Raw genomic sequence first — 17886 nt, forward strand, 5'->3', positions numbered from 1 at the left:
GCCAGAAAGGCAGGGGCAGACGGGCATGATGTACTCTTCGCTGGAGGATTTCCTGAAGCAGGGCAAGGCGCTGCTGGCCAAGGGGCCGGTTGCGCTGGTCTTCATCGAAGATGAAGTGGAGATTGCCACCACCCTGCGCCACCATCTGCAAAGCGGCTTCAAGGCGGTTGCGGCGCTGATGCCGGATGCCTTCGACCTGCCGCAGGACGTGCGTGCCAAGGTGCACCGGGTGCCGTTCGACTGCGGGCCGGAGGGTGCGGTGACAGGCGCCGTCAACGCAGTCATTGCTGCGGCCCAGCCAGGCTGCTGGCTCTATTACTGCTACAACGCGGAATACCTCTTCTACCCGTTCTGCGAGACCCGCACAGTTGGCGAGATGCTGGCCTTTCACACCGAGGAGCGGCGGGAGGCAATGCTCAGCTACGTGGTTGACCTCTATGCTGGCGATCTTGATGCCTGCCCCGCCGCGGTCTCCCTGCAAAATGCCTATCTGGACAAGTCCGGCTATTACGCTCAGGCCCGTCAGGACCCCGCAACCGGCCACCCGCGCGAGCGGCAGCTGGACTTCTTCGGCGGCGTGCGCTGGCGGTTCGAGGAACACATTCCCCCAGCCAGCCGCAAGATTGACCGGATCTCCTTGTTCCGGGCCAAGCCGGGGCTGAAGCTGCAGGCCGACCACACGTTCAACGACCAGGAATACAACACCTATGCCTGCCCCTGGCATCACAACCTGACCGCCGCCGTCTGCTCCTTCCGCACAGCCAAGGCACTGAAACGCAATCCCGGCTCCACCTTCGATATCGAAACCTTCCGCTGGCACAATTCCGCGCCGTTCGAGTGGCACTCGCGCCAGCTGCTGGATCTGGGGCTGATGGAACCCGGGCAATGGTTCTGAGCGGCTGACGCCCTGCCCGCGCGCGCAGGCCGCCAGGATCCGATGCCGCTTTCCTGCCCGCAGATTATGTGTATTCTTAAGGGTGTTAAATTTTCTTATGACCCTGAGAGGCACAATGGCAGCACCGCGCCGGAACATGAGCTACCGGGATATCAAGCAGGTCGTTCTCGACCGCATCCAGAACCGGATCTGGGCGCCGGACAGCCTGCTGCCGAGCGAGACCGAACTGGCTGAGGAGTTTTCCAGCACCCGCACCACAGTGAACCGGGCGCTGCGGGAGCTGGCCGAGGAAGGCTTCCTGGAGCGCAAGCGAAAGGCAGGCACACGGGTGTTGAATTCCCCGGTGCGCAAGGCCCAGTTCTCGATCCCGCTGGTCCGGGACGAGATCGCCGGAACCGGCGCGGAGTACCGGTATTCCCTGGTGGAGCGCAGCGTCCAGGCTGCGCCGGCCTGGCTGTCAGCCCGGCTCGACCTGCCCCAAGGCCAGGAGGTGCTGCACGTCAGATGCATGCACTATGCGGACAATGCGCCCTTTCAGTACGAAGTGCGCTGGGTGATCCCCGACAGCATCCCTGAGGTGCTGGAGGCGGATTTCTCCCAGTCGGGACCCAATGACTGGCTGGTGCAGAAAGTGCCGTTCACCAATCTGGAGCTGAGCTTCATGGCGACCAAGGCGGATCAGGCGGTGGCCGAGTTCCTGGACGCGCCCGCCGGAGACCCGGTATTCACGGCGGAACGGATCACCTGGCTGCGCGGCCGCCCGGTCACGCTGGCCAAGCTGTACTTTGCGCCGGGATACAAGCTGACCACGCATCTGTGACGCCTGCCGCAACCTGACCCGGCCGTGAAAAAGGCCCCGGCAAATGCCGGGGCCTTTGCAGTTGCAGGCGGGATCAGGCTTTTTGCGCGCTGTCCGCGTGGGTGACCACGTCGGGCTCCAGATCCCAGATCTTGCCGTCCAGACCCTCGATCTGGTCGTCCTCAGTCACCCGCAGCCCCACGGTCCGCTCCAGGATGAAGGCCAGGATCATTGCCGTGACCACGCCAGTGCCGATGCAGACAGCCGTGCCAGCCAGCTGCATCACCAGCGAGATTTCCCCGTGCTGGAACGCATAGGCGCCTTCCTCGATCCCGAAGTAGCCGCCGCGCGGGGTGCCGGCCTTGAACAGACCCAGCATGATCATCCCAAAGACACCGGAGCCCAGGAACAGCGGGAACAGCTTGTGTTCGTCGATGCCGCGCTTCAGCGTGAACTCGTAGACAACATAGGCCACGAACGGCGCCGCGAGGCCGACGATGAAGGCCTGCCACGGCAGGTAGACATCAAAACCCGACGCCCCGGCGACATAGCCGGCCAGCGGGCCAAGCAGGGTATAGGCGTACTTGCCCGTCGAGTAGGCGATCAGCAGGCCGGTGATCGCGCCGCCGGCCCAGACCATGGCGTAGTTGTTGATCGCGATGCCGACACTGGTATCAGCCATGGTGACACTGACCGCCAGCGCTTCGGGGTCAAAGAAGAACAGGCAGGACAGGATCACCATCGGCAGACCGGCAAAGATCAGCAGCAGGCCCGGTGCGCACAGGCCGATGCTGGGCGCAAGATAGGCCGAGATCCGCGGATGCGGTGCCATCATTCCCGGGCGCGCGCCCAGTTTCGGCGTGAACACCAGTGCCATGCCCGCAGGGAACAGATACACGAAGCCAACGCCAAAGAAGTCGTGGAAGCCCGCGTTGGTCAGCGGCCCGACCGAGCCCCAGGTCGCCCAGCTGAGTGCAGAGGACACCACCGCGGCGACGATGCAGGTGATGAAATAGGCCGGGGCCTTCATCCGCTCAGACACGGCGAAATGCAGCAGGATGTTGATGATCCCTGCAAACACCGCAAGGAAGAAGATGAAGATCTGGAAGGTGTTCAGCCCCGGGAAGATCCCCGGGTCGGTATGATGCGCCATGGCGTTGGTCATCGCGCCGCCCAGCCACCAGTCGTTGATGGAATCCATCATGGTCGCGCCTTCCATGATGTAATACTGCCCGGCCCACAGGCCGAAACCGATAACGTAGTAGGTTGCAAACCCCAGGAAGAAGCCCAGCGTCTTTTCGATGGTTGAATTAAACAGGTTCCTGCGGCGCGCGGTTCCCGCGTCGATCAGCAGCAGTCCCACAACCACCAGGATTGCACCGACGATACCCGATGCGTACAGAATGTTCTGCACCAGCGAGTTCAGAGTGACTTGCTGAGCAAATATTGTGCTCACGTCCAATGACATTTGAATTTTCCTCCCGGTTCATTGCCATCTAGCCGGGTGTGTTTCCCCGGTCTTGTTTGCCGGCACGCACAACCGCTTCAGGCGGGCCGTGCCAGATTGAGGCGCACCAGATCAGGCCGGCTTGCGGACTTATCTGGCCTCAGGTGAATGATGCTGGGAAGAAGGCGCATCACAAAGACATTTTTTATTTTCCGGAAATGTTTTTTACCCTGAGTGCGCAAACGGGAAGATGCCTGCCGCATATGGCCAAGTCTAAAGAGCTGATGTGCAAGAATTTTAGGCTCCGCTCGGGCGAAAGGAAGCTATCGGGCAGCCTACGCACCGCCTGCGCCCAGCGAAAACGGCTTCGCACGCGCCCTGCCCCACCAGCCTTCAGAAACGTCTCAGGGGTCGATGAGGCTGCCATCCCAGGCAAAGCAGTATCCGCTTTGGGCAGGTGTCAGGCTGTCGATCACAGCCAGCATCCGGGACACCGAATACTGTGGCGAAAAGCGTTTCTCTTCCGCGACGTTTCGCAAAAACGGTTGCGACAGGCCGCTCTCCACTGTTCCGGGATGCAGCCCGACGGCAATGGCCTCCGGGTGGCGGCGGCGTATTTCTATCGCGGCGTTGCGGATGAACATGTTCAGCGCGGCCTTGGACATCCGGTATGAATACCAGCCGCCGAGATAGTTGTCGGAGATGCTGCCGACACGCGCAGATAATGCTGCAAACACCCCCCGCTTGTCACGCGGCAGCAACGGCAGAAAGTGCTTGGCGGTCAGGGCCGGGGCGACAGTGTTGGCCGTAAAGAGCGCCAGCAGCTTTTCGGCGCTCAGGTCTCTCAGGGATTTCTCGGGCATGATCTCGCCCTGATGCAGGATCCCGCCCGCCAGAATCACAAGATCAACCGCGCCCTTGCCGGCAACCTGCTCCGCTGCGGCTTGCAAGCTGTCTTCATCCAGATAATCCACTTGCAGGAATTGAACACCGGCCAGGGCTTGGGCTGACGGGGTGCGGGTCAGGCTATGGATGCTGGCGCGCGGGTATTTCTGCGCCAGCTCACCCAGGAAAGCTGAGCCGATCGCCCCGGACCCGCCGCTGACAACAATGTTTCGCATGACCAGTCACCTTCTAGCAGGGGATTTGCGTTTGTTACGCCCCGGCATTGGAAGCGGATCAATTCTTGATGCCTGACCATCTATCCGGGCTGGCGGGCCGCGTAAAAAATCACGCCCGTCTATGATCCAACTTCCACACCGGTCCGTATCGGGACTATGCTGACACTAAACTTGGACAGGCCGCCCGTTAAAAACGCTGTGCTTCGGGCATCCCCTGAGGGCAAAGCAGTAGTGTCAAAAGAAAAAACCTATTCTCAGCTGACCGTGTGGCTGCTGGCCGTGCGCGACGACCGCGACCGTGCGGCGTTCGGTGACATGTTTGATTTCCTGGCCCCGCGCCTCAAGGGATTTGTGATCCGCTGCGGCGCCCGTCCCGCCCTGGCCGAAGAAATTGTTCAGGACGTCATGCTGACGATCTGGCGCAAGGCGGCGATGTTTGACCCGCACAAGGCGCAGGCGTCGGCCTGGATTTACCAGATCGCCCGCAACCGCCATATTGATATTGTCCGCAAGGAGAACCGGCCCGTGCCCGACGAATTGGGTGAGGATCCCGGTTCCGAGCCCGATGCCAGCCAGATCCTGGCCTTGGAGCAGGAAGCCCGGCACCTGAAGCAAGCCATCGCGCAATTGCACCCCGATCAGAAAGAGATGATCGAAAAGGCCTATATCGGGGATTTAACCCATCAGGAAATCAGCACCCAGACGGGCTTGCCGCTGGGAACAGTAAAGTCGCGTATCCGCCTTGGCCTTGGGCGGCTGCGCAAGGAACTAAAAGGATTGCGTTGAATGCCTGCAATCACCCATCACATCCCCGATCCGATGATCGCGGCCTATGCCTCGGGCAGCCTGCCGCACGCGTTTTCGATGGTTGTCGCCAGCCATCTGTCTTATTGCCGCGACTGCCAGGCAGCGCTTGGTGCGCACCAGGCGGTTGGCGGCGCGCTGCTGGAGGGGGCCGACTGCGTGGCGATGGCGCAGGGCGCGAAATCCGACCTCATGGCCCTGCTGGATGAGCCAGCCGCGCCGGCACCGGTCTATGACGCCAAAGGGGTCTACCCGGGTCCGGTTATTCAGTCCTTGAAAGGCCGGCCGCCGCGCTGGCGCACGCTGGGCATGGGGGTAAAGCAGGACATCCTATTCGAAGATGACTTCGGCTCCGCGCGCCTGCTGTATATTCCCGCAGGCCAGGCAGTGCCGGACCACAGCCACAACGGGCTGGAGCTCACCCTGGTGCTTCAGGGAAGCTTCAGCGACGAAACCGGGCGGTTTGGTGTCGGGGACGTCGAGATCGGTGATGAGACCTTGGATCACACCCCGGTTGCAGATGCTGGCGACCCCTGCATCTGTCTGGCGGCCACCGATGCGCCGCTGCGGTTCAAGGCGCTGATCCCGCGCTTGCTGCAACCGCTGTTCCGGATTTGAAGAAGGCTGTTTGAGGCTGGGCACGCTCTTGGGGCCCCAGCCTCACTTCCCGCGGTAAACCAGCCAGTCGGGCAGCAGATCAAATGCCTTGATCGCATAGGCGAATGGACGGGGAAAGTCCGTCCGGAACCGGCGCGATTGCATGGCAGCAACCACATGTTCGGCGGCGTCTTCCGGCTCCATCAGCTGCGGCATCTTAAAGCTGTTCTTGTCCGTCAGCCGGGTTTTGATAAAGCCCGGGTTGACCACGCGCACAGTGACGCCGCTGTCCTTCAGGTCGTGGCGCATGGTTTCTGCAAGGCTGATCAGCGCAGCCTTGCTGGCACCGTAACCGATGGACGCGGGCAGCCCCCGGTATCCGGCAAGCGAGCCGACCAGCGTGATATCCCCGCGGCCCGCCTTTACGAAACCGGGGACCACTTGCCCCAGAACCCGCAGCGCACCGGTGAAATTCACATCGCTCATCCCCAGAACCGCCTCGCTATCCCAATCCTGGGTACGCATCGGCTCATAGGCGCCTGCGTTGTACAGCAGTGCATCGACCGGCCCGGCCTGCTGCGCGGCATTCGCAACCAATTCCGCATCTGTGACATCCAACGGCACCGGCTCTGCCTGGCGCAGCTCTCCCGCCAGCGCGTTCAGTGCATCCTCTGACCGCGCCGACAGGATCAGCCGGGCGCCGGCCCGGTCCAGCCGCCGCGCTACCTCGCGCCCCAGACCGTGGCTCGCCCCGACCATCCAAATGGTTTTGCCTGCAAACTGAGTCACGCTTTGCCCCCCGAAAATGTCGAGCTGTCAGAGATCAGCGGCTCCGGCGGTTCCGGCTTGCGCAAGAATGGCGCGCGCTTGACCCAAAGCTTGAGCGCCTGCCAATAGATCAGCGCCACCACGCGGGCTGCGCCCAGCGGCCTGCGCAGGGCAGCCCGCAGCAGGCCGCCGGCGGTTACCGGACGGCGCAGGCCATTCAGCGTCGCCAGCACACCCTCGCGCCCGTTGGCATAGGAAATCCGGATGTTGAACGCCCGCTTTGTCATTTCGAAATTGAACCTGTAGCGCCCCGCGACCTGCTGAAACGGGGACACATGCATCAGCTTCTCCGCTTCGATCACATCGCTGCGCTGGATCGGGCGGAAATCGGGATGCGCCGCGAAATAGCAGTGGCGGTGGCCGAAGGTGTTGTTCACCTCCGCAATAAAGGCCCGCGGGCTGCCATCCTTCACCGCGATCCAGAAGCTGACCGGGTTGAAATGAAACCACAGGAAGCTCGGCTGGGTCAGCAGCATCAGCTGGGCCCCCTCCAAGGGAAACCCGCGCCGCTCCAGCTCCTCGCGGAACCAGGCGGCGCCGCGCCCGTTGCCGCGGGGGCCGCCGTGGCGGCGGTCGTGAATCGAGAACAGGTTGAAGCGGTTGCGCGACAGCAGCGGCGGCGCGCCATGGGTCATGTCAGTCAGAATATAGTCCACGCCGTAGCGGAAGGCATTCCTCACGCTGCCCCGGCGCGCGTGAAAAGTCCGTGCTGCAATATGTTCGATCATGCACCGGTTACGCAGTCGCCGCTGCCCCGGATCACCCGCAAACACAGTTTTATCGGGAACGAAGTGATCCGCATTCTTGCCGGCGGCGTATCCGGTCGAAACAACAGCAAGGGAAAACCGACACATGCTGGATCAAACTCAGGGGCCGCGGCGCAAGATTGCCATCGCGGGAGCCGGTATTTCAGGGCTGTCCGCGGCGTATTACCTGTCTGAACGGCATGATGTCACCTTGTTTGAATCCGCTCCGCGGCTGGGCGGCCATGCGCGCACCGTGATGGCGGGCAAGAACGGCGATCAGCCGGTGGATACCGGTTTCATCGTATTCAACTACGCCACCTACCCCTACCTGACCCGGCTGTTCCGCGAATTGGACGTGCCTGTAATCAAAAGCGAGATGAGCTTTTGCGCCAGCATCGACGACGGCCGCCTGGAATACGGGCTGAACAATCTCCGCATGCTGGCCGCGCAGAAACGCAATCTGGTGCGCCCGCAGTTCCACAAGATGGTCGCCGATATCGTGCGCTTCGGCAAACGGGCCGAGGCCGCCGCAACCGATGACGACAAGACCATCGGCGAACTGGTGGAGGAGCTGGGCCTCGGGAGCTGGTTCCGCAACCACTACCTGATGCCGATGTGCGGCGCGATCTGGTCGACCCCTGTCACCGACGTCGATGCCTTTCCGGCCAAATCGCTGGTCCGCTTCTTCCGCAACCACGCGCTGCTGGCGGGCACCGGCAAACACCAGTGGTGGACCGTCAAGGGCGGCAGCATCGAATATGTCCGCCGCCTGGAAGCCGCGCTGATTGCCCGCGGCTGTGAGATCCGCACCGGCTCCCCGGTTCAAAACGTCACCCGCCGCGCTGGCCGTGTGTCAGTTCAGGCCCAGGGAGCGGACCCGCGCGTCTTTGATGACATCATCCTTGCCTGCCATTCCGATCAGGCGCTGACCATCCTTGGCGCTGATGCCACTCAGCTGGAGGCCGCCGCGCTCGGGGCAATCCGCTATCAGCCGAACACGGCAGTGCTGCACTGCGACGAAGGGCAGATGCCCAAGCGGCGCAGCTGCTGGTCCAGCTGGGCCTACCGCAGCCAGGACGGCGGCGTTGGCGTCTCCTACTGGATGAACCGGCTGCAGAGCATCCCGGAAAGCGATCCGCTGTTCGTGACGCTGAACCCCACCCGGCCCATTCCTGCGGACAAGGTTTATGACACGGTGGAGTTCTCCCACCCCGTTTTCGACAAGGCAGCCCTGCGCGCCCAGCGCCAGATCCGGGCGATGCAGGGGCAGAACAACACCTGGTTCGCGGGCGCCTACAATCGCCACGGCTTTCACGAAGACGGCATCGCCAGCGCCATGCGGATCGTCCGCATGATGAATTCTCTCACCTACTCACCGGTCAAAGGAACAGATCATGGCATTCACGGACAAAGCTCTTCAGTCGGAATTCCTGGACACCTGCGCGCGACTGCGTGAGGGGCGGCTGACGCTGCGCACGCCGGATGGCGCACGCTATGAATTCGGCGACCACGGCCCCGAGGCCGAAATGCAGATCAACGACTGGGCCGCGGTTTCTGCGATGGCGGCGCACGGCCAGGTCGGGCTGGGCGAAGCCTATGTGCAGGGCCTGTGGGACACACCGTCCGTCGAGGGGCTGATGCAGCTGGCGATGCGCAATCGGGACCACCTGGGCAGCTATGATCAGGCCAGCCCGCTGAACCGGGCCAAGTTCCGCATCGTCGACACCCTGCTGCGGGCCAACTCCAAACGCGGCGCCCGCAAAAACATCCGCGCGCATTATGATGTGGGCAATGAGTTCTACCAGCTGTGGCTGGACGACGGCATGACCTATTCCTCCGGCCTGTTCGGTGCCGGCGGCGACGACCTCGCCCAGGCGCAAACCCGCAAGAACGCCCGTATTCTGTCGCGGCTTGGCGATGGCGAGCAGGTGCTGGAGATCGGTTGCGGCTGGGGCGGCTTCGCCGAGCAGGCCAGCGCCGAGGGCCGCGACGTGACCGGCGTCACCATCTCGCGCAACCAGCACAGCTATGCCGAAAGCCGCCTGGACGGGCGCGCCGACATCCAGCTGCGCGACTACCGAGATATCGAAGGGAAGTTTTCAAGCATCGTCTCCATCGAGATGATCGAAGCCGTCGGCGAACGCTACTGGCCCAGCTATTTCGCCAAGCTAAAAAGCAGCCTGGCCGAAGGCGGCCGGGTGCTGCTGCAGGCGATCACGGTGCGCGATGACTTCTTCCCGACCTACCGGACCTCCTCTGACTACATCCGCCAGTATGTCTTCCCCGGCGGCATGCTGCTGTCCGATGAAGTGATCGCGCAGCAGGCAAAGACCGCCGGGCTGCAAGTCGCGGACAATTTCGCCTTTGGCCAGGACTACGCCAAGACCTGCCGGATCTGGGCCGAGCGTCTGGCGGCGCAGAAGCGCCGCATCATGGATCTGGGCTATGGCGAGGCGTTCTTCCGCAACTGGCAATACTATCTTGAGATCTGCGCCGCCTCCTTTGCGATCGGCCACACCAACGTGGTGCAGGTGGAGCTGGCCCATGCGTAATCTGCTCCTGACCCTCTGCCTGCTTGCGGTGCCGGCGGGCGGCTTTGCCTCTCCGGTTCAATCGCTGCTGCCGGGGGCCGAACAGCGCGGCGCGGCGACGTTCCGGTTTCTTGGTCTGCCGGTCTATCAGGCCCGGCTGTTCACCAGAGGCGCAGCGCCGCTCGACTGGTCCCAGGATTTCGGCATCGAGCTCACCTATCAGCGCCGGCTGAGCCAGGATGATCTGGTCGAGGCAACGCTTCGCGAAATGCGGCGCCTGGGATATTCTGCGCCCGGCCGCACCCAGTTTGAGGCCTGTTTCAAGGGCGTCTCTCCCGGCGACCGGTATCTTGCGGTCAGCCAGGGTCCGGACCGGGTCAGGTTTCTGCGCAATGGACGCACCGCCTGCACCCTGAACCAGGCAGGTATCAAACGCAGCTTCATGTCGATCTTTGTCGGGGAAAACACCCGCTCTGACCGCTTCACCCGCGCGCTCCTGGGCTGATGATGCTGTATCCCCGGGTCAGCCTCTATGCGATGATGCTCGCCTCCGCGGGGATCCCGCTTTATATCCACCTGCCGCAGTTTGCGTCAGTCAACCTGGGGATCGGATTAGGGGCGCTTGGCGGCATCCTGCTGGGGATCCGACTGTTTGATCTGGTACAGGACCCGTTGATCGGCTGGGCCATTGACCGCTGGCCGCAGTCGCAGCTTTGGTTCGCGCTGGCGGCGGCGGGCGGCCTGGCCGTCGGATTTCCGCTGCTGTTCGGCCTTTCGGCAGGTCCCCTGGTGGTGCCAAATCTTGTCCTTGTTCTGCTGCTGCTGTTCTCGGCCTACAGCCTGGGCATGATCCTTCTCTATGGCCGCAGCGCCACGCTGGCCAAACAGTCCACCCCGCGTGAGCTGATGACGCTGGCCGCCTTCCGCGAAGCCGGAATGCTGAGCGGCGTGATCTTCGCCGCCATCGCACCAGCGGTTCTGGTGGCACTCGGGGCTGCGGGCCAGGGTTATGCGGCCTTTGGCCTTGTCCTCGGGGGCTTTGCCCTGTTCACCGCGGCGGCAACCCGGCCGGTCTGGATGCGCCCGGCGGTCACTGGTCAGCCATTGTCAGCCATGGCCCTGACACAAGCCGGCGCGCTGCGCCTTTTGACCTTGGCGGTGCTCAACAGCCTGCCGGTGGCGCTGACCTCCACCCTGTTTCTGTTTTTTGTCGAAGACCGGCTGCAGCTTGCAGGCTATGCCGGGCCGTTGCTGGTCCTGTTCTTCCTCTGCGCCGGGCTCAGCGTGCCGCTGTGGGCACGCCTCAGCCAGCGGGTTGGACCGAAACAGACGCTTCTGATCGCCATGCCGCTGGCCATTGCCAGCTTTGCGGGTGCCGCAGCCCTAGGCCCGGGCAGCCTGCTGGGCTTTGCGGTGATCTGCGCGGTGTCGGGCGCCACTCTGGGTGCTGACATGGTGCTGCTGCCCGCCATGTTCAGCATCGCGCTGACCAAGGCGGGTCTCAACGCATCCGCCGCTTTCGGCATCTGGTCCTTTGCCGGCAAACTGGCGCTGGCATTGGCCGCCGCCCTGGCGCTGCCGCTGCTGGAGCAGCAGGGCTTCCGGCCTGGAACGGACAACAGCCAGCAAGCGCTCACCGCCCTTGCGCTGGCCTATGCCGTCCTCCCCTGCATTCTGAAAACCGCCGCCTTCGCCTTTGCCCTGACCCTGCCATCAGAAAGAGCAACAGCATGAAACTCCTCACCATACTCCTCGCGATCGTTCTTCTTCTGATGATCGCGAAAACCTACCTGTTCAGCTTCCGCTTCCAATCGCCGGATGATTATGCGGACACCGGCCCGCAATTCATCCTGACCAAGCACCTGTCCGGTGAGATCCTGTCCGAAGGCGTGATTTTCGGCCCCACCGGCAAGATGGCAAACAGCTTTACCGCCAGGATGGTGGGCGAATGGGATGGCGACACCGGCACGCTGAGCGAGGAATTCACTTATTCCAACGGCGTCACCCAAAGCCGCAAATGGTTCTTGACCCTTGGCCCTGGAAACACATTCACCGCAACGGCCGACGATCTGGTTGGAGAAGCGCAGGGCATCGTGTCCGGCTCCACCGTTCAGCTGACCTATGAGATCATCCTGCCCGAAAGCGCCGGCGGGCACACCCTGAAAGCCACCGATTGGCTGTATCTGACTGCTGACGGCGTGATCATGAACAAGTCGGAAATGCGCAAATTCGGGCTCAAGGTTGCGGAGCTGGTCGCCACCATGCGGCCTGCCGGCTGACCGGTGACGGTGACACCCAATGACCTCCTCTGACGATCAGTCCGGCGAGCGCAGCCTCTTCCTCATTCTGGGTGATCAGCTCAGCCGCAACATCGCCGCGCTCCAGGGCGCAGAACCCGACCGCGACATCATCCTGATGGCGGAAGTTGCGGAGGAAGCCGGGTATGTCCAGCACCACAAGAAGAAGATCGCGTTTCTGTTCTCAGCTATGCGCCACTTCGCGCAGGAGCTGGAGGATGACGGTTGGCAGGTGCGTTATGTGCGCCTCGATGACCCGGATAACTCCGGCAGCCTGACCGGCGAAATCGACCGGCTGCTTGCAGAGCATCCGGTCGACCGCGTCGTTGTGACCGAACCCGGCGAATACCGTCTGAAAACTGCCTTTCAGGACTGGGCAGACGCGGCGGACATTCCCTTGGAGATGCCGCAGGACAGCCGGTTTCTCTGCTCCCATAACCGGTTTCGCGAATGGGCCGAAGGGCGCAAGCAGCTCCGTATGGAGTATTTTTACCGCGAGAAGCGCCGGGAAACCGGGCTGCTGATGGACGGCGATGAGCCGGAAGGCGGCAAATGGAATTTCGACCACGAAAACCGCAAACCGGCCGATGGCGGATTGTTCCTGCCGCGTCCGCCGGAAACCAGCCCGGACGCCATCACAGAGGAGGTTCTGGATTTGGTCGAGGCCCGGTTTGGAAACCATTTCGGCACCCTGCGCCCGTTCTGGTTTGCAGTCACCCGGGACGGTGCGCTGGATGCACTGGAAAGCTTCGCCGACAAGGCGCTTCCCGGCTTTGGCGATTATCAGGACGCAATGCTGGAGGGGGAGCGGTTCCTCTACCACTCCGTCCTGTCACACTACATCAACGCGGGCCTCCTGGAGCCGCTGGAGGTCTGCCGCCGGGTGGAGCGGGCATATTACGAGGGGGATGCCCCCCTCAATGCCGCCGAGGGATTCATCCGCCAGATCATCGGCTGGCGCGAATATGTGCGCGGGATCTACTGGCTCAACATGCCCGGCTATACCGAACAGAACTTTCTGGAGGCCACCCGCCCCCTGCCCGGCTTTTACTGGACGGCTGAGACGGACATGGCATGCGTGGCGGCTGCGGTCCGCCAAACCCGCGACGAGGCCTATGCGCATCACATCCAGCGGCTGATGGTGACAGGAAACTTCGCCATGCTGGCGGGCGTCGATCCGCATCAGGTGCATGAATGGTACCTGGCAGTTTACGCCGACGCCTATGAATGGGTGGAGGCCCCCAATGTGATCGGCATGAGCCAGTACGCCGATGGCGGCCTGCTGGGGTCGAAACCCTATGCCGCCAGCGGCAATTACATCAATAAGATGTCCGACCATTGCGCAGGCTGCCGCTACAGCGTGACACAGAAGACCGGCGAGGACGCCTGCCCGTTCAATCCGCTCTATTGGGACTTCCTGGTGCGCAATCAGGACAAGCTGCGGGACAACCCGCGCCTGAAGCGGGCCTACAGCACCTGGGACAGGATGTCCGGGGCGCGGCAGGAGGAATACCTGGACAGCGCCCGCAAGGTGCTGGACCAGCTTTGACCGCAAACGCCGGGACAGCAGGACGGGACGGCCGTCTTGGCCGCGCGCACCGCAGCAGCGTCATTCCTTCCGGACCGCGCTGAACCATTCCGCCATGAAGCGGCGGCGTTTCTCGGCGTCCAGATAAACCAGCAGACCAGGCCCCAGCTGGATCGGCCGTTTCGGGCTGGCGCTGTCCACAAAGGCGACCGGCGGCTGAGAGAAGGGATAGTTTGCCGCCGGCGGCTGCGACCAGGCTGCGGCCGCCAGGTGATCGACAAAGCTCCGGGCAAGACCGGGCCGCCGCCCGCCTTTCAGCAGAACGGCAGAGCGCATCATCAGGTGGGTGTAATCCTCGGGGTCGATCACGATGATCTTGTCCGCCAGATCCCGCCGGGCCCGCGCATAGCTGCCCAGGACGTTATAGGCCACCAGGATTTCTCCGGAGGCGACGCTTTCGATCATGCTGGACGAACAGCAGAACAGCTGCGGATCCAGGCTGCCCATGACCTCCATCAGCCGCCAGTAGGTTTCCGCTGTGCGCGCGTCCTGGGTCGCAAAGAGATAGCCCAGCCCGCTGAGCGAGACATCATAGGTACCCACCTTGCCGCGGAACCGCTCCGGCTGGGCGCGCAGCAGCGAAATCAGGTCCTGCCGCGTGCGCAAGGTTTCGCCGCCGGAAAACGCTGCGGCTGACACGACAATGGACGCAGGCTCCAGGGAAAAAGCAAACACATGGCCGCGCCATTCGCCCCATTCCGGGATCAGAGCGGTCGATGCGGACTGATGAGGCCGGGTAAACCCGTCATTCGCCAGTTTGGTTTGTAAATCCATGGCCGAAGAAAGGGCAACGTCGAACGGCTCCTGCCCCTCCAGCACCGCTTTCATCACCTCGCTGCTGTTGGCCACGGTGTACTCTATCGCCACCCCCGGATGATCCTCCAGAAAGCTGCCGATCAGCGGTTCCAGAATGGCCGTGTCCGTGGTTGAAATCACCCGCAGCGGGGTACCGTCCTCAGGCCCGATCCAGTGCCGTTCCTCCACCTCGAACCCGGCTGCCGCTGCCGCCGCAAGGGTCAGGAACGTCAGGAGAGCGGAAAACAAAGCGTTACGCATGCGCCAGCTCCTGTTTGACTGTCCTCGATAATCAGGCGGCCGCTGTGGGCTTCGGCCACCTCGCGGGCAATGGTCAGCCCCAGGCCTGAGCCGATGGTGTCCCCGGCATTGCCCCCGCGGACGAAACGGCGGGTCAGCGCCTCGGTATCCTCACCGGCAAAGCCGCCAGCCTCATCTTCCACTTGGATGCATACCTCGCTGCCGGAGTTGGCCGAGCGGACCCATATGTCCCTCTCCCGGCCGGAATACTTGATGGCATTGTCCAGAATATTGCGGACCGCGTTCTGCAGCAGGATGGCATCGCCTTTGACGCGGGCATCGTCATCACTTTGGAAATGCAGAACAATATCCTTGAGCTCCGCCACCGGCTGCAGCCGCTCTGCCAGATCGCGGGACAGCGCGGTCAGGTTGACCTCCTCCTGCTCCAGGCTGTCTGTGCGGAACGACACCATGGCGTGATCCAGCAGCTGCCCGGCCGCGCGGGAGCTTTCGTCGATGGCGCGGATCATCTCGCGCAGGCTGGCCCGGTTTTCCTCCCGATCGACCCGCATCAGGGTAACCTCAGCCTGGGTGCGCACCGTTGCCAAGGGCGTGCGCACCCGGTGCGCGGCTTCGGCAATGAAATCCTCGGACCGGGTCAGCGAGGCCTGCAAGCGGCTGATGAAGCTGTTGAGCGAAGACACCAGCGGCGACATCTCGGCAGGCACCGGGCGGGTCACCGGGCGCAGATCCTTGGGCCCCCGCCGCGAGATCGCCTCAGTGAGCGACCGCAGCGGAGTGATGCTGGACTGCGCTGTCCACACCGCCAGGCCCGAGGCCAGCACAAAGAAGCCCACCCCCAGGTACAGCGCGGACCGGAACAGCTGCTCCAGCAAGGCGGCCTGGCCGGTGCGCGTCTGAGCCACTGAAACCTGCACCGCCACCGGCGCGCCCTGCGCCGACAGGCGGCGGGACACCGTCACCGCCCGGATCGTCTCATCTTTGTACTCAGCGGTTTCGAACCGCGGCTGCCCCGGCTGCACCGGCTGGCTACCGGCGGGCAAATCGGTGTATCCGGTCAGCACCCCGGCAGGGCTGGCGATCCGGTAAAACACCCGGTCGTCGCTGACATTGCCCAGCATCGACAGGGCGGCATAGGGAATATCGGCGGTGATCTCCCCCGCTTGCACCGACACGGAATCCAGTATCGACGTTGCCGAGGCCAGCAGGATCCTGTCGTGGCTTTCCTCGGCGACGTTGCGGACAAACCCCAGCACCGCAAAGAACAGGATCGCCGCCAGCAGCGCTGCGCTGCCCACCAGCTGCAGCAGCAGGCGGCGGCGCAGGGAGCCGCTCACATTGACCGCAGCGCTCATCCCAGGCTCAACCGGTAGCCAAGGCCGCGCACCGTGGTGATCTGCACCCCGGACCCGGCCAGATGCTTGCGCAGCCGCGCGACATAGACCTCGATGGCATTCTCCGAAACTTCCTCGTCATAGGAAAACAGCCTGTCGACCAGTTTCGCCTTAGAAAAAATCCGGTCCGGCGCGTTCAGAAACACCTCCAGCAAGCGCAGCTCCCGGTTGCGCAATGTGGTGGTCGTACCGCCGGTGGACAGTGTTCCCGCCATCGGGTCGAACTGCAGGTTTCCGAATCGCCGCAGGTTGGAACTGCCGCCGCCGCGCCGCCGCAGCACCGCCCGGCAGCGGGCTTCCAGCTCGGAAAAATCGAACGGCTTGGTGATGTAATCATCGGCGCCAAGGTCCAGCATCCCGACCCGGTCAGAGACCTCCGAGCGGGCCGTCAGAACGATGACAGGGGTTTCCTTCGCATTCTCCCGGTGGGCCTTCAGGAAGCTGCGCCCATCCCCGTCCGGCAGCATAATATCCAGTAAAATCAAATCGTAATCAGTGGTGACGGAAAACGCGGAGGCAGTGCTCACATCCGGCGCATGATCCACAACATGCCCGTCCAGCCGCAGCCGGTCCAGAATGGCCTTTGCCAGGCTTTCGTTATCCTCAACCAGCAGGAAGCGCATCGGCGCGGCTCCTTTCCAAACTGTTCTTGGCGGCCCCGTGACAGGTTTGTGTCAGCTTGCTGTGCTCACTTTCAGTCATGAGCGGCTTGACCGCATTTTGTCAAATGGGAGGACAACATGAACAAATGGACCCTGACCCGCCGCGCCGCGCTGGCGGCCACCGCGGCAGCGCTGGCTTTTGCCGCCCCGTCCTGGGCCGAGGAGCAGGTGGTCGACAGCATCCACTTCCTGATCCCCGGCGGCGCAGGCGGCGGCTGGGACGGCACCGCCCGCGGCACCGGCGAAGCGCTGACCGAAGCCGGGCTGGTGGGCAAGGCGTCTTATGAAAACATGTCCGGCGGCGGCGGCGGCAAGGCGATCGGCTACCTGATCGAGAACGCCGCCAGCCAGCACGGCACGCTGATGGTGAACTCCACCCCGATCGTGATCCGCTCGCTCACCGGCGTGTTCCCGCAGAACTTCCGCGATCTGACGCTGGTGGCAGGCACCATCGGCGACTATGCGGCCATCGTGGTGGGCAAGGACAGCCCGATCAATTCGATGGAGGACCTGCTGGCCGCCTACAAGGCCGACCCGCGCGGCACCGCGGTTGGCGGCGGCTCGGTTCCGGGCGGCATGGACCACCTGGTTGCGGCGATGGTGATGGAGGCCGCGGGCGAAGACCCGACGGCGGTGAAATACATCCCCTATGACGCGGGCGGCAAGGCCATGGCAGCGCTGCTGTCGGGTGAAATCGCGGCGCTCAGCACCGGGTTTTCCGAAGCCATCGACCTGGCCAATGCCGGAGAGGTGAAGATCATTGGCGTCACCGCCGATGAGCGCGTGGACAGCTACCCGGACGCGCCGACGATGAAGGAACAGGGGCTCGACACCACCTTCGTCAACTGGCGCGGCTTCTTCGCGGCCCCCGGCCTGCCCGAGGACAAGCTGGCCGCCTACCAGGATGCGCTCGCCAAAATGTACGATACCCCGGAATGGGAAGAGGTCCGCGCCCGCAATGGCTGGGTCAACATCCACAATTCGGGCGATGATTTCCGCGCCTTCCTGGAGGACCAGGAACAGGCCATCGGCGATCTGATGAAGAAGCTCGGCTTCCTCTGAGCCCGGCGCAACCGCGGGGGCTTTGCCCCCGCACCCCCAGGATATTTTCAGCCAGAAGA

18 protein-coding genes are annotated in these 17886 nt (G+C 63.3%); 11 read left to right on the forward strand and 7 right to left on the reverse strand.

Going from position 1 to position 17886, the window contains the following annotated elements; translation table 11 throughout:
- The first annotated feature begins 25 nt into the window (after positions 1-25).
- Positions 26-895: a glycosyltransferase family protein gene (locus ACXAED_RS05585; RefSeq protein ID WP_475047546.1), complete on the forward strand. Its 870-nt coding sequence runs from the start codon at positions 26-28 to the stop codon at positions 893-895.
- A gap of 115 nt (positions 896-1010) precedes the next feature.
- The gene (locus tag ACXAED_RS05590) at positions 1011-1715 is read left to right on the forward strand and encodes a GntR family transcriptional regulator (protein WP_475047549.1); all 705 of its coding nucleotides are present in this window, start codon (positions 1011-1013) and stop codon (positions 1713-1715) included.
- Between the two features lie 73 nt (positions 1716-1788).
- On the opposite strand, the gene ACXAED_RS05595 is transcribed toward ACXAED_RS05590, so the two are convergent.
- Positions 1789-3162, reverse strand: a complete 1374-nt coding sequence (locus ACXAED_RS05595; protein WP_475047552.1) for an ammonium transporter family protein — start codon at positions 3160-3162, stop codon at positions 1789-1791.
- Positions 3163-3545: 383 nt separating this feature from the next.
- A complete protein-coding gene (locus tag ACXAED_RS05600) occupies positions 3546-4262 on the reverse strand; it encodes an SDR family NAD(P)-dependent oxidoreductase (RefSeq protein WP_475047553.1) in 717 nt (238 codons plus the stop codon).
- A gap of 231 nt (positions 4263-4493) precedes the next feature.
- Here ACXAED_RS05600 and ACXAED_RS05605 point away from each other — a divergent pair, with 231 nt between their 5' ends.
- Both ACXAED_RS05605 and ACXAED_RS05610 read left to right on the forward strand, forming a co-directional pair.
- A complete protein-coding gene (locus ACXAED_RS05605; RefSeq protein WP_475053021.1) occupies positions 4494-5048 on the forward strand; it encodes a sigma-70 family RNA polymerase sigma factor in 555 nt (184 codons plus the stop codon).
- Positions 5049-5684 carry a ChrR family anti-sigma-E factor gene (locus ACXAED_RS05610; protein ID WP_475047554.1) on the forward strand — a complete coding sequence of 212 codons (636 nt, stop codon included), beginning with the start codon at positions 5049-5051 and terminating at the stop codon, positions 5682-5684.
- Positions 5685-5726: 42 nt separating this feature from the next.
- On the opposite strand, the gene ACXAED_RS05615 is transcribed toward ACXAED_RS05610, so the two are convergent.
- Together ACXAED_RS05615 and ACXAED_RS05620 are read right to left on the reverse strand one after the other, a co-directional pair.
- Positions 5727-6452, reverse strand: coding sequence for an SDR family NAD(P)-dependent oxidoreductase (locus ACXAED_RS05615; RefSeq protein ID WP_475047555.1), 726 nt, complete (start codon positions 6450-6452; stop codon positions 5727-5729).
- Positions 6449-7219, reverse strand: a complete 771-nt coding sequence (locus tag ACXAED_RS05620) for a DUF1365 domain-containing protein (RefSeq protein WP_475047557.1) — start codon at positions 7217-7219, stop codon at positions 6449-6451. Before ACXAED_RS05620 ends, ACXAED_RS05615 begins: the two co-directional genes overlap by 4 nt.
- A 124-nt stretch (positions 7220-7343) precedes the next feature.
- Here ACXAED_RS05620 and ACXAED_RS05625 point away from each other — a divergent pair, with 124 nt between their 5' ends.
- Genes ACXAED_RS05625 through ACXAED_RS05650 form a run of 6 tightly spaced genes read left to right on the forward strand, consistent with a single transcriptional unit; the run spans position 7344 to position 13614 of the window.
- Positions 7344-8693 (forward strand): NAD(P)/FAD-dependent oxidoreductase, encoded by a 1350-nt coding sequence (locus ACXAED_RS05625; RefSeq protein ID WP_475047559.1) that lies wholly within the window; start codon positions 7344-7346, stop codon positions 8691-8693.
- Positions 8632-9789 (forward strand): class I SAM-dependent methyltransferase, encoded by a 1158-nt coding sequence (locus tag ACXAED_RS05630; RefSeq protein ID WP_475047561.1) that lies wholly within the window; start codon positions 8632-8634, stop codon positions 9787-9789. Before ACXAED_RS05625 ends, ACXAED_RS05630 begins: the two co-directional genes overlap by 62 nt.
- Positions 9782-10273, forward strand: a complete 492-nt coding sequence (locus tag ACXAED_RS05635; protein WP_475047563.1) for a hypothetical protein — start codon at positions 9782-9784, stop codon at positions 10271-10273. The genes ACXAED_RS05630 and ACXAED_RS05635 overlap by 8 nt, the downstream gene beginning before the upstream one ends.
- A gap of 2 nt (positions 10274-10275) precedes the next feature.
- Positions 10276-11502, forward strand: a complete 1227-nt coding sequence (locus ACXAED_RS05640; RefSeq protein WP_475053023.1) for an MFS transporter — start codon at positions 10276-10278, stop codon at positions 11500-11502.
- Positions 11499-12047, forward strand: a complete 549-nt coding sequence (locus ACXAED_RS05645) for a DUF3833 family protein (protein ID WP_475047565.1) — start codon at positions 11499-11501, stop codon at positions 12045-12047. Before ACXAED_RS05640 ends, ACXAED_RS05645 begins: the two co-directional genes overlap by 4 nt.
- Before the next feature lie 19 nt (positions 12048-12066).
- Positions 12067-13614: a cryptochrome/photolyase family protein gene (locus ACXAED_RS05650; RefSeq protein ID WP_475047566.1), complete on the forward strand. Its 1548-nt coding sequence runs from the start codon at positions 12067-12069 to the stop codon at positions 13612-13614.
- A 60-nt stretch (positions 13615-13674) separates the two neighbouring features.
- Here the strand turns inward: ACXAED_RS05650 and ACXAED_RS05655 are convergent, their stop codons facing one another.
- Genes ACXAED_RS05655 through ACXAED_RS05665 form a run of 3 tightly spaced genes read right to left on the reverse strand, consistent with a single transcriptional unit; the run spans position 13675 to position 16726 of the window.
- Positions 13675-14709, reverse strand: coding sequence for an ABC transporter substrate-binding protein (locus ACXAED_RS05655; RefSeq protein WP_475047567.1), 1035 nt, complete (start codon positions 14707-14709; stop codon positions 13675-13677).
- Entirely contained in the window at positions 14679-16064 is a 1386-nt protein-coding gene (locus tag ACXAED_RS05660; protein ID WP_475047570.1) for a sensor histidine kinase, read from the reverse strand. The genes ACXAED_RS05655 and ACXAED_RS05660 overlap by 31 nt, the downstream gene beginning before the upstream one ends.
- Entirely contained in the window at positions 16061-16726 is a 666-nt protein-coding gene (locus ACXAED_RS05665; RefSeq protein ID WP_475047571.1) for a response regulator transcription factor, read from the reverse strand. The genes ACXAED_RS05660 and ACXAED_RS05665 overlap by 4 nt, the downstream gene beginning before the upstream one ends.
- Before the next feature lie 117 nt (positions 16727-16843).
- On the opposite strand from ACXAED_RS05665, the gene ACXAED_RS05670 reads away from it, so the two are divergent.
- The gene (locus tag ACXAED_RS05670) at positions 16844-17827 is read left to right on the forward strand and encodes a tripartite tricarboxylate transporter substrate binding protein (protein WP_475047574.1); all 984 of its coding nucleotides are present in this window, start codon (positions 16844-16846) and stop codon (positions 17825-17827) included.
- Positions 17828-17886 lie beyond the last annotated feature (59 nt).

This window comes from Leisingera sp. ABM4_103 (assembly GCF_056158685.1).

Excerpts from the sequence above, each read along its gene's own strand:
- ACXAED_RS05585 (WP_475047546.1), top strand. The coding sequence starts at position 26 with ATGATGTACTCTTCGCTGGAGGATTTCCTGAAGCAGGGCAAGGCGCTG.
- ACXAED_RS05590 (WP_475047549.1), top strand. The coding sequence starts at position 1,011 with ATGGCAGCACCGCGCCGGAACATGAGCTACCGGGATATCAAGCAGGTC.
- ACXAED_RS05595 (WP_475047552.1), bottom strand. The coding sequence starts at position 3,162 with ATGTCATTGGACGTGAGCACAATATTTGCTCAGCAAGTCACTCTGAAC.
- ACXAED_RS05600 (WP_475047553.1), bottom strand. The coding sequence starts at position 4,262 with ATGCGAAACATTGTTGTCAGCGGCGGGTCCGGGGCGATCGGCTCAGCT.
- ACXAED_RS05610 (WP_475047554.1), top strand. The coding sequence starts at position 5,049 with ATGCCTGCAATCACCCATCACATCCCCGATCCGATGATCGCGGCCTAT.
- ACXAED_RS05620 (WP_475047557.1), bottom strand. The coding sequence starts at position 7,219 with ATGATCGAACATATTGCAGCACGGACTTTTCACGCGCGCCGGGGCAGC.
- ACXAED_RS05625 (WP_475047559.1), top strand. The coding sequence starts at position 7,344 with ATGCTGGATCAAACTCAGGGGCCGCGGCGCAAGATTGCCATCGCGGGA.
- ACXAED_RS05630 (WP_475047561.1), top strand. The coding sequence starts at position 8,632 with ATGGCATTCACGGACAAAGCTCTTCAGTCGGAATTCCTGGACACCTGC.
- ACXAED_RS05635 (WP_475047563.1), top strand. The coding sequence starts at position 9,782 with ATGCGTAATCTGCTCCTGACCCTCTGCCTGCTTGCGGTGCCGGCGGGC.
- ACXAED_RS05640 (WP_475053023.1), top strand. The coding sequence starts at position 10,276 with ATGCTGTATCCCCGGGTCAGCCTCTATGCGATGATGCTCGCCTCCGCG.
- ACXAED_RS05645 (WP_475047565.1), top strand. The coding sequence starts at position 11,499 with ATGAAACTCCTCACCATACTCCTCGCGATCGTTCTTCTTCTGATGATC.
- ACXAED_RS05650 (WP_475047566.1), top strand. The coding sequence starts at position 12,067 with ATGACCTCCTCTGACGATCAGTCCGGCGAGCGCAGCCTCTTCCTCATT.
- ACXAED_RS05655 (WP_475047567.1), bottom strand. The coding sequence starts at position 14,709 with ATGCGTAACGCTTTGTTTTCCGCTCTCCTGACGTTCCTGACCCTTGCG.
- ACXAED_RS05660 (WP_475047570.1), bottom strand. The coding sequence starts at position 16,064 with ATGAGCGCTGCGGTCAATGTGAGCGGCTCCCTGCGCCGCCGCCTGCTG.
- ACXAED_RS05665 (WP_475047571.1), bottom strand. The coding sequence starts at position 16,726 with ATGCGCTTCCTGCTGGTTGAGGATAACGAAAGCCTGGCAAAGGCCATT.
- ACXAED_RS05670 (WP_475047574.1), top strand. The coding sequence starts at position 16,844 with ATGAACAAATGGACCCTGACCCGCCGCGCCGCGCTGGCGGCCACCGCG.